At 72.9% G+C, this 9,948-nt stretch carries 10 protein-coding genes; 2 read left to right on the top strand and 8 right to left on the bottom strand.

The window, feature by feature from the left end; translation table 11 throughout:
• The 7 genes from C3486_RS28110 to C3486_RS28080 all read right to left on the bottom strand — a co-directional run.
• Nucleotides 1-708 (bottom strand): ABC transporter transmembrane domain-containing protein (locus C3486_RS28110; protein ID WP_146075076.1); only part of this gene is annotated, 708 nt, incomplete at its 3' end.
• A 66-nt stretch (nt 709-774) separates the two neighbouring features.
• Complete coding sequence (locus tag C3486_RS28105) at nt 775-891, bottom strand: SapB/AmfS family lanthipeptide (protein WP_103835575.1); 117 nt, start codon at nt 889-891, stop codon at nt 775-777.
• Nucleotides 878-3,535, bottom strand: a complete 2,658-nt coding sequence (lanKC, locus tag C3486_RS28100; RefSeq protein WP_103835574.1) for a class III lanthionine synthetase LanKC — start codon at nt 3,533-3,535, stop codon at nt 878-880. Before lanKC ends, C3486_RS28105 begins: the two co-directional genes overlap by 14 nt.
• Before the next feature lie 215 nt (nt 3,536-3,750).
• Complete coding sequence (locus C3486_RS28095; protein ID WP_374936930.1) at nt 3,751-4,746, bottom strand: DUF6114 domain-containing protein; 996 nt, start codon at nt 4,744-4,746, stop codon at nt 3,751-3,753.
• 44 nt (nt 4,747-4,790) lie between these two features.
• Nucleotides 4,791-5,405, bottom strand: coding sequence for a DUF6230 family protein (locus tag C3486_RS28090; RefSeq protein ID WP_103835573.1), 615 nt, complete (start codon nt 5,403-5,405; stop codon nt 4,791-4,793).
• 111 nt (nt 5,406-5,516) lie between these two features.
• Nucleotides 5,517-5,708, bottom strand: a complete 192-nt coding sequence (locus C3486_RS28085; protein ID WP_103835572.1) for a hypothetical protein — start codon at nt 5,706-5,708, stop codon at nt 5,517-5,519.
• Between the two features lie 174 nt (nt 5,709-5,882).
• The gene (locus tag C3486_RS28080; protein ID WP_103835571.1) at nt 5,883-7,196 is read right to left on the bottom strand and encodes a glycoside hydrolase family 18 protein; all 1,314 of its coding nucleotides are present in this window, start codon (nt 7,194-7,196) and stop codon (nt 5,883-5,885) included.
• Nucleotides 7,197-7,546: 350 nt separating this feature from the next.
• Here C3486_RS28080 and C3486_RS28075 point away from each other — a divergent pair, with 350 nt between their 5' ends.
• Nucleotides 7,547-8,719, top strand: coding sequence for an acyl-CoA dehydrogenase family protein (locus C3486_RS28075; RefSeq protein ID WP_103835570.1), 1,173 nt, complete (start codon nt 7,547-7,549; stop codon nt 8,717-8,719).
• Between the two features lie 108 nt (nt 8,720-8,827).
• On the opposite strand, the gene C3486_RS28070 is transcribed toward C3486_RS28075, so the two are convergent.
• Entirely contained in the window at nt 8,828-9,244 is a 417-nt protein-coding gene (locus C3486_RS28070; protein ID WP_103835581.1) for a hypothetical protein, read from the bottom strand.
• 207 nt (nt 9,245-9,451) lie between these two features.
• On the opposite strand from C3486_RS28070, the gene C3486_RS28065 reads away from it, so the two are divergent.
• Nucleotides 9,452-9,892 (top strand): Lrp/AsnC family transcriptional regulator, encoded by a 441-nt coding sequence (locus tag C3486_RS28065; protein WP_030261445.1) that lies wholly within the window; start codon nt 9,452-9,454, stop codon nt 9,890-9,892.
• Nucleotides 9,893-9,948 lie beyond the last annotated feature (56 nt).

The following is a 9,948-nucleotide window of genomic DNA, read 5'->3' as shown; positions in this document are numbered from 1 at the left end:
CTGCCACATCCCGGCGCCGTGCCGGCGCAGCTCCGGCAGTGGCCCGAGAACCCGGTCCGCCTCGCGCTCCACGGTCCCGGCAGCGGCGATCGTGCGGATCCCGGCCAGGGCGTCGACGAGCCGGCCGGCCACCCGGCCCTGGGCGGCGTAGTAGCGCTCGTTGATGTCGGAGGCGTCGCGCACGAACGTCCGCGCCAGGGACAGCACGACCGGCAGCCCCACCAGGAAGGTGAGGCAGAGCCAGGGGTCGATGAGGGCCAGCGCGACGATCGCACCCACCGGGGGCAGCAGGTCCGTCACGGCCCACACGAGGGTCGACGCCACCTGCCCGGTCCGGGCGGAGTTGCCCACCAGCCGGCTGACCAGGTCCCCGGTCGGGAAACGGCGCGTGGCACGGGTGCCCAGGCCCAGGATGTGCCGGAGGAGGGTGTGGCGGAGCCAGGCCGTGGACCGGGCCTCGGCCAGCTTGCCGACGAGGTCGTCCAGCAGGTCGCACACCATCAGGACGGCGATGGCCGCGATGCTGAGGGAGAGCCAGCCGGCGGTGTGGCCGCCGGCGAGCACGGCGTCGACGGTACGGCCCATGAGGGCGGGCAGGACGGTGTACACACCGGCGAGCAGCAGCGAGGTTGCCAGCATGGCGGGGACCCAGGGTCCGCCCCGCCGCGCTGCCGCCAGCAGCAGACGGTCCGCGGCGTGTCGGTCCATGGCCACTCCCGGTCCGGGTACACGTGGGGGCGGGGACGTGTGGCACGTCCTCGCCCCGGCGGTCTTTCAGCAGAGCAGCAGGCTGAGCCGGCTGGTGCCGCCGCAGTACTTGCTGGCGCCGCTCCTCTTCGGGTGGCCACAGTGGTGAGCGGTTTCCATGGTCTGCAGGTCAAGGATCGTCATGTCGTTTCACCTCCGTACTTTTCTCCATGGGGACGGGGACGGAATGGCTCGGGGGCCCGGCGCGCCCGGCGGGCGGCGGCGCCAGGAACGGCAGCCGGACGGGGGAGTCGTGGAGGGCGGCACCGAGTGCCAGCAGCACCCCGGCGCTGCCGGTGGCCAGGTCCAGGGAGAGGCGCAGCAGTTCCTCGCCGGGGAAGGCGAGACCGCCCGCGTGGCCCACGGCGTACCGGGCCAGCCGGCGGATCTGGTCACCGACGACCGGGTCCCGCTGGGCCGCGGTGCCGGCGGGGTGGGCGCGGCTGAGGTGCAGGATCATCCCCGCCAGGCCGTGGAAGAGCCCCGGCTCGACGTAGAAGCGGCCCTCGGCGGCGCGGCGGATCGCCGCGGCGGCCGCCGTGAAGCCCTCGTTCGCCCGGTGCGCCAGGTAGTCGTCCAGGACGAGGCCGATGCCGACGCTGCCCTCCGCGAGGTACGGCATCGTCCGCCAGCCCTCGTCGACCTCCATGACGCCGTCCTCGTCCCGGAGGAGACAGCGGCGCAGGTCCTGCCGCAGCGCCGTCGCGGCGAGGTCGAGGAACTCCGGGTCGCCGGTGTGCTCGTACCACCGGAGGAACAGCAGGGCGGGGCCGGACGAGCCGCGCATCAGGCCGGCGTACGGGTGCCCGCCGCCGCTCACCTCCGGCACGGCGTCGGCCGGGCCCAGCCGGGCGGCCACGGCGTCCACCGCCTCGGCGGCCGCGTCCCGCAGGGCCGGCTCGCCGGTGGCCGTGGCGAAGTGCAGGAGGTTCAGGCCGATGCCGGACAGTCCGCCCCGCAGGTCCGGACCGAGCCGGTGCCACTGCTCGCCCGCGCACTGGTCGAGGATTTTCAGCGCCTCCTGCCGGTGCCCGAGGTGGTCCAGGACGTGGGCGACGCCGTGCAGCCCGTCGTAGAGACCGAGCAGCGTGCCGGGCTGCGGGCGCAGGGCGCGCCGGATCAGCCACTCCTCGTGTCCGGGGTGGCGCCCGGCGCCGGTCACGTCCAGCGCGTACAGCACCCCGGCCGCGCCGTTCGCCATGCCCAGGCCGCCGCCCGGCGTGGCGAACTGCTCGATGTCGCCGGGGAAGAGCCGGTCGTCCCGCTCCGGCGTGGCCGCCGCGAGGACGCTCCGTGCCAGCGCGGCGCGGGCCTGCGCCCAGCCCGTGCGGTCCGGACGCAGCCGCGGCCCGGGCTCCGCCCCGCCGGCCGTCCCGCCGGCGCCGGTGAGGAGGCGTACGGCTTCGTCGAAGTAGCCGTCGGGCACGGGGAAGGTGCGGGCCGCCTCCCGGGCGAGCTGTGCCGCCTTGCCGGGCGCCAGGGTGAGCAGGCCGGTCAGCGGCAGGAAGAGGAAGAGTTTCAGGCAGGCCAGGGCGTAGTCGTCGACGGCGGTGCCGCGCAGGGCGCGCGGCGCCGTGAAGCCCTGCGCGCCGAGGGCCTGCCGCCGCCCCTCGGCCTCGTCCGCCGCCCCTTCGAGGTCGATGAGGACGACACTGCCGTCCGGGCGGACGATGATGTTCGACGGCTGGAGGTCGCCGAGGACCACGCCGCGCGCGTGCACCTCGCCGACGGCCCGCGCCACGCGGTCGTGGACGTCGAGGGCCCAGGAGGCGTAGCCGGCCGTCGCGGCCTCGTCCGCCCGCGCGAGGGTGAGCGGGTACCGGTCGACGAACAGGTCGTTGAGTTCGGTCCCCTCGATGCGCTCCTCGACCAGGAAGTGATGGCCGCCCTGTTCGAAGTGGTCGTGCAGCGCGGGTACGCAGTCCAGCCCCCGCAGCCGCTCCAGCATCTCCCGCTCGCGCCGCTGACGGGCGACGGCGTCCCGGCCGTCCGGCGTCAGCCCCGCGTGCGGGCGTGCCTCCTTGAGCACCACGTGGTCGCCGGTGCGCAGGTCGGTGCCCGCGTAGATGCCGCCGCCGTTCGAGAAGTGCAGGGCGCTCTCGAAGCGGTAGGGCAGGTCGGCGAGGGCGGCGCCACCGCCGCGCCGGGCGAGATGCGGGGCGAGGAAGCCGGGCAGCTCCACCCAGTCGGGGACCTGGAAGGCCGGTCCGCGGACGTCCGGGACGAGCCGTCCCTCGCCGTCCTCCACGGCCGGCTCGACCTCGCCGGCCTCGGAGACGCAGTACCGCTCGGCGAAGGCTCCGTACCGGACGTACAACGGGCCCTCGCCCCAGCGCAGGTCGCTGAGGATGTACGGTCCGGCCCGGCCGTCGAGCAGGGCGCCCAGCTCGGTGAGGACGCGCTCCAGCTCCGCCTCGTCCGCCGGGTAGACCGTCACGAACTTGCCGCTCGAACCCCGGTGCGCGTACTTGGCGTTGGCGAGCAGCAGGGTGTCCCGGTCCGGCAGGAACTTGAAGGCGATCCGGCGCGGGACGCAGTACTCCCACACCGTGGTCAGGATGTCCGCCGCGTTGTCGAGACAGGCCGAGACGTGGATCTTCCAGCCCTGCACGGGGAGGGTGCGGCCGGCGGGGCGGAGGGCGAGCCAGTCGTCCACCTCCGTGCGGCGCCAGCCGTCCGGAGCCGGCCGGAGGGCCTGCGGGAAGGCGGTGTCGCCGCCCCCGGGACGGGCCGGCGCGTCGTAGAAGAGCGGGTCCATGAGGCAGTAGACCTCGTACCGTTTGTCCACTGAACCCTCCGGTCCCGGAGCGTCGGCCCCTGAAGCGTTCCGCCGCGCGGGTGGCACCGGAGCGCGGGTCCGGCACGCGGGCCGCTGCGGCACCACCTATCTGCGACCATCGCAGAGTTGCCCCGTACGCAACAGCTCCGTCCGTCACGTGATGCCCGGGAAAGCCGCACGACTCACCCGTGACGAACGCACGGGGGGCCGTTCCGCGCGCGGGATCAGGCGGTCGGCGGCACGGGTGCGTCGGCGCGCAGCCGCAGCCCGTCGGCGGCGATCACGTCCGAGGTGACCAGCGCCTGCTCCGCCGAGACGTCCGTGAGGTACACGAAGGGCGGCACCAGCGGCGGCACGGGCAGCCGGTCGGGGGTGAAGGTCAGGCAGAGCACGCCCTCCACGCAGCCGCTGAACTTCGTCAGGTAGAGCGTGACGTCACCGCTCAGCTCCAGCGTCTTCGCGCCCAGCCCCAGCTCGTCGCTGCCGTCGCGGGTCAGCAGCCGGTAGTCGGTGAGCGAGGCGGCCTTCATCCGCAGCACCATCGCGCGCACCGGCCCGTGCGCGGTGGGCACGTCCGTCACCCCGGCCACCGTGAAGCCCTTCGGCGCGAACCGGCTGGTCGTCACGGTGGGCACGGCGGCGGGCGCGGGGATGCCGGACCCGCCGGCCCGCACCTCGGCGGCGGCCCGGGCCTCGGTGGCAGGGGTACCGAGCACGGCGAGCAGCGCCACCGGAAGCGCCACGGCGAGGGCGGTACGGGAGCCGGCCGGGCCGGACGGGGGAGCGGTGCCGGCCGCGGTGGCCCGCCCCTCCGCCGAGGTGTCCGCTCCCTCCGGAAGCGGCGTCCAGCCGAAGCCCATCGCGGCGCCCGCGATGCCCAGTCCCATGCCGACCAGGAAGCCGCCGAGGTTGGTGGCAGCGAAGGAGAGCACGGAGAGGATCAGCGCGTTGACGCTGACGTAGTGGCGCGCGCCGGGAGTGCACCACAGGAACACTCCCGCCACGATCAGCGCCAGCCCGATGCCGAGCGCGGCGAGCCCGCCGATGCCCAGGCTGACCAGCACGCCGAGCGGGGAGAGCGGCACGAGCAGCAGTTCGGCGCCGCCGAGCACCAGCAGCAGTCCGGCCCAGAACGGCCGGGTCCGCCGCCAGCCCCGGAACGCCGCCCGCGCCCGCGGCCAGGGCAGCCGTTCCCCGAGCCGGGACGGCAGCCGTGGCACGGCCCATGCGCCCAGCCGCCGCTTCGCATCCGGGGCCGGCCGCCTCAGAAGCACTTCTGGCCGTCCATGCCGACGGCCAGCTTCAGGCCCTTGAGGCGGAAGTTCCCGCCGGTGGCCGACCAGGCGTGCGACCGTACGTCCGCCACCTCGATGTCCCCGGCCTGCAGCCCGAACTTGCCCTTCGGGCCGCGGATGCCCGGTACTTGGTCCAGCGTCGAGGCGTCCCGGCCGATCTGCGCGGTGCCGAAGCGCGCGTCGCCGTCCAGGTCCTCGCCGTCGATGACGAGGTTGTCCGCGGTGACGGGCCCCGCCTTGCCGCCCGCCGTGAGCTTGAAGACGACCGTTCCCACCGGGGTCTTGACCTGCGCGGACTGGCAGATGTCGGTGAGCCGGGCCCGGCCGATGCCGAGCAGGGCCACCGGATGGCCCGTGCCGTCGGCGGCCCGGTCGGTATGGACGTACGAGGCCAGCCCGTCGCTGGTCAGCTTGGACGAGGAGACCTGGAAGTTCGTGCCGGAGACGGCGAAGGACGCGGCGAGCACGCCCTGCGCCATCACGGTCGCCAGCACTCCGACGGCCAGCACGGCCGGCACGGCGACGGCCGCGCTCTTCTTCCAGGACGTGCGGCCTTCCGGTAGAGCCCGCTGAACACTGCCCACTGCTTCCTCCCTGCGGAGCGCTCGGTCATGGCGTTCGGGCACAGCGCTGACGTGCGGTTACCAGTGGTAACGAAGGAACGTCGAGAGAGTAGGGCCGTTATTGACGCGTCGTCAACAGGGCGGCAGAGGAGTGGTGTCCGAGTGGCGGCCGGGCTCCGTGGCGACCGCGTGGGCGGCAGCGGCCCAGGCGGCCAGGAGATGGCGGTACTCCTCCTGCTCCTCCGGGAGCAGCGGGCGTCCCGCGCGCAGGCTCATGAAGGCGCGGATCGCCTCGTTCGCCTCGACGGCACGGTCGGTGTCCATGCGTCGATGCTAAGAGCGCGGCTGAGTCGTCGGGCTGATCAGACGATGAAAGTTCTCTTAGAGGTGGAGTACGGCCGAAACACGGCCGAAATGCGGCCACGACACGGCGGCGGGGCGGGAGGACACGACCTCCCGCCCCCGGGGTGACTCACCCCGCGTGATGCCCGGCCGGGACTACTTGATCGCCTTGATCAGTTCGCCGGTCGTCGTGTCGCCGCTCAGCTCCCAGAAGAACGTGCCGCCCAGGCCCTGCTCGTTCTTGTAGGCCATCTTCGTGCCGATGGTCTCCGGGGTGTCGTAGCTCCACCACTGGTCACCGCACTTGGCGTACGCGGTGCCGCCGACCTTGCCGGTCGCCGGGCAGCGGCCCTTGAGGTCCTTGTAGTCCTCGATGCCCGCCTCGTACTTGCCCGGCGCCGCACCGGTCGCGGTGCCGCCCGGCGCGTCCTGCGTCACGCCGGACCAGCCGCGCCCGTAGAAGCCGATGCCCAGCAGCAGCTTGTTGGCCGGGATGCCGAGGCCCTTGAGCTTCTTGATCGTGTCGGCCGAGTTGAAGCCGGCCTTCGGGATGCCGTTGTACGAGGTCAGCGGGGAGTGCGGGGCCGTCGGGCCCTTCGCGTCCCAGGCGCCGAAGTAGTCGTACGTCATCGGGTTGTACCAGTCGACGTACTGGGCGGCGCCCGCGTAGTCGGCCGCGTCGATCTTGCCACCGGCGGAGGCGTCGGCGGTGATCGCCGCGGTGACCAGGTTCGAGCTGCCGAACTTCTCGCGCAGCGCCTTCATCACGTTGGTGAAGGCGTTGCGGCCGCTGCTGTCGCAGGTCAGGCCGCAGGCGTTGGGGTACTCCCAGTCGATGTCGATGCCGTCGAAGACGTCCGCCCAGCGCTTGTCCTCGACCAGGTCGTAGCAGGACTGCGCGAACGCCGCCGGGTTCTTGGCCGCCTCGGCGAACCCGCCGGACCAGGTCCAGCCGCCGAAGGACCAGATCACCTTGAGGTCCGGGTGCAGCTTCTTCAGCTTGCGCAGCTGGTTGAAGTTGCCGCGCAGGGCGCCGTTCTCCCAGGTGTCGGCCTTGCCGTCGACGCTCTGGTCGGCGGTGTACGCCTTGTCGTAGTCGGCGTAGGAGTCGCCGATCGCGCACTTGCCGCCGGCGACGTTGCCGAAGGCGTAGTTGATGTGCGTCAGCTTGTTCGCCGAGCCGGAGGTCTCGATGTTCTTGACGTGGTAATTGCGCTGGTAGACGCCCCAGTTGGTGAAGTAGCCGACCACCTTGCTGCCGGCCGCCGTGGCCTGCGTGCCCGCGGCGGGCCGGGCGGCGGACGGCGCGGTGGCGGCCGCGGTGGCCGTCTTGGCGGTGGCCGCGGAGGGGGCGGCCGGGGCGGCCGTGGCGGTGCCGGTGAGGGCGCCTGCGGTGAGCGCCGCCGTGCACAGGCCCGCGGCGGCCGCGGCGAGTCTGTGGGGGAGGCGCTTCTCGTGCGGTCTGAGCATGGTTGCTCCTCGGAGTGGGGGTGTCCATCGAGGGGGAAGTGCTGTGACCTGCGTTCGCCGTGGCGCCGAACGCGTGGAGCGTCGGGTGAGAAGGTAGAAGGACTAGACCAACTCGGTCAATGGTTTGGACCAATTTGCTGAACTCGAGAAGGCCGCCGGACGGACACCGGAAGAAGACGATCAGCCGGTGACGGACACCGCCGTACCGGGCATACTCCCTGCGCCACCGCCGCAGGTCGTCGCCTTCCGCGATCCGGAGGGAGATCATCACCGCGGCAGTGGGCACCGGCCGCGCCGCGCCACCCGGGCGGCGTGCGGCCGCATCGCCCCACAGGGAGGAGAGCGCCGCCATGACCGAGTACGGCCCCGGACCGGTGGACCGCAGGCTGCCCACCGACGAAGCCCGCCAGCTGATGACGCTCGTACGCGACCTGGCAGCGCGCGAGATCACACCCCGGGCCGCAGCGGAGGAGGAAGCGGGCCACTTCCCCCGCGCACTCTTCACCCTGCTCTCCGAGTCCGGCCTGCTGGGCCTCGCGTACCCCGAGGAGTTCGGCGGGGGCGGCCAGCCGTACGAGGTCTACCTCCAGGTGCTGGAGGAGCTGGCCGCCGCCCGGCTCACCGTCGGGCTCGGCGTCAGCGTCCACACCCTCGCCTGCCACGCGCTCGCCGCGTACGGCACGAAGGAGCAGCGCGCCGAGCACCTGCCCGCGATGCTCGGCGGCGGACTGCTCGGCGCCTACTGCCTCTCCGAGCCTGCCGCCGGGTCGGACGCGGCGTCCCTGACGACCCGCGCCACGCGCTCCGGGGACGGCTGGGTGCTGGACGGCACCAAGGCATGGATCACCCACGGCGGCATCGCCGACTTCTACACCGTCCTCGCGCGCACCGGGGGAGCCGGCGCGCACGGCATCACGGCGTTCCTGGTGCCCGGCGACGCCGAGGGGCTGAGCGCCGGACCGCCGGAGCGCAAGATGGGCATGAAGGGCTCACCCACCGCGCAGGTGCACTTCGACGGCGTACGGATCGGGGACGCGCGCCGGATCGGCGAGGAGGGCCAGGGCTTCGCCATCGCGCTCGCCGCACTGGACTCCGGCCGCCTCGGGATCGCCGCGTGCGCCGTGGGCGTCGCCCAGGCGGCGCTGAACGAGGCGCTGGCGTATCTCACGACGCGCCGTCAGTTCGGCCGTCGACTCACCGACTTCCAGGGACTGCGCTTCATGATCGCCGACATGGCGACCCAGCTGGAGGCCGGCCGGTCGCTCTACCTCGCCGCGGCCCGGCTGCGGGACGAGGGCCGCCCCTTCACCAAGGAAGCGGCCATGGCCAAGCTCTTCTGCACGGACGCGGCGATGCGCATCACCACCGACGCGGTGCAACTCCTCGGCGGATACGGCTACACCGCCGACTTCCCGGCCGAACGCTACCTGCGCGAGGCGAAGGTCCTGCAGATCGTGGAGGGCACCAACCAGATCCAGCGGCTGGTCATCGCCCGGCAGCTGACGGGCCCGGAGACCCGCTGACGGCATGTCAACTCCGCCTTGCGGCGGTGGACATGGGCGGGACGGTGGTGAAGGAGTGCGAGTGAGTCCTGCGGCTCACTCGCACGGTGAAGCGCGCGCCGGCGCCGGTCAGAGGCGCCGGCGGACCACGGGCACCCGCACCGGCCGGGAGCCGGGGCCGCCCACGTGGGAGAACGGCTGGGTACGCCAGTTCAGGCCCTCGGGAAGCGTCAGGAGCATGCCGCTGTCCTGCTCCTGGAGGTCCAGCGTGTCGTCCGTCTCCTCCGTCTCGGAAACGGCGCGGCCGGAACCTTGGCAGACCGTCAGGCCGAAGGGGTTCCACGGCGAGGAGCAGACCGCGTGCTCGGGCAGCGTGTCCTCGTCGGCGAGCAGCGCGATCGGCTGGGCGCAGTCCGGGCAGCTGACGCGGTAGAGCTCGATGGTGTCGAAGGCGTCCTGGAAGTCGTCGTCGCGGAGACTGTCGCCCTCCTGGGCGGCGGTCTTCTCCAGCGTGGATTCCTGCTTCGGGCGTCGCATGATGTCCATCCCCCTCGGGTGGGCTGCGAGTACCGCCATCGTCCTGTGTTGGGCGGCCTCGACCACCACCAGCATTTCCCTGCCCCTCCCGTGCATAATCTCGGCTTCGCCGCGGACACGTGGCAACAGGTGTGGTGTTCGTCACACGGGGGGCGCGCGGTGTCCACGATCCGGCGCGAGCTGCGCCGCAGCGCCCCGGCACAGTAGGTTGATCGTGTGGAGGAGCTGGACCGACAAATCGTGGATCTGCTCGTCAAGGACGGGCGGATGAGCTACACCGACCTGGGCAAGGCCACCGGCCTGTCCACCTCGGCGGTGCATCAGCGCGTGCGCAGGCTGGAGCAGCGCGGCGTGATCCGCGGCTATGCCGCCATCGTCGACCCCGAAGCGGTGGGGCTGCCGCTGACCGCCTTCATCTCGGTCAAACCCTTCGACCCCAGCGCCCCCGACGACATCGCCGAGCGGCTGGCCGAGGTCCCCGAGCTGGAGGCCTGCCACAGCGTCGCGGGCGACGAGAACTACATCCTCAAGGTCCGGGTCGCGGCACCGCTGGAGCTGGAACACCTGCTCACCCGCATCCGCACCCTGGCCGGCGTCTCGACGCGCACGACCGTGGTCCTGTCCACTCCGTACGAAGCCCGGCCGCCCCGCATCTGAGCCCCCGCGGCCGGCCGGAGGGTGCGGACGGAGGGGCGCGCCGGGCGGCGGCCCCG

This window comes from Streptomyces sp. Ru73 (genome assembly GCF_002920575.1).
GTDB lineage: Bacteria > Actinomycetota > Actinomycetes > Streptomycetales > Streptomycetaceae > Streptomyces.
The sequence above is the reverse complement of the archived record's forward strand: the minus strand, read 5'-3'. Positions and strand labels throughout refer to the sequence as shown.

What these genes read in the sequence shown, in the direction of transcription:
- C3486_RS28075 (WP_103835570.1), top strand. Translation starts at nt 7,547, where the DNA reads ATGACCGAGTACGGCCCCGGACCGGTGGACCGCAGGCTGCCCACCGAC.
- C3486_RS28105 (WP_103835575.1), bottom strand. Translation starts at nt 891, where the DNA reads ATGACGATCCTTGACCTGCAGACCATGGAAACCGCTCACCACTGTGGC.
- C3486_RS28080 (WP_103835571.1), bottom strand. Translation starts at nt 7,196, where the DNA reads ATGCTCAGACCGCACGAGAAGCGCCTCCCCCACAGACTCGCCGCGGCC.
- C3486_RS28070 (WP_103835581.1), bottom strand. Translation starts at nt 9,244, where the DNA reads ATGGACATCATGCGACGCCCGAAGCAGGAATCCACGCTGGAGAAGACC.
- C3486_RS28085 (WP_103835572.1), bottom strand. Translation starts at nt 5,708, where the DNA reads ATGGACACCGACCGTGCCGTCGAGGCGAACGAGGCGATCCGCGCCTTC.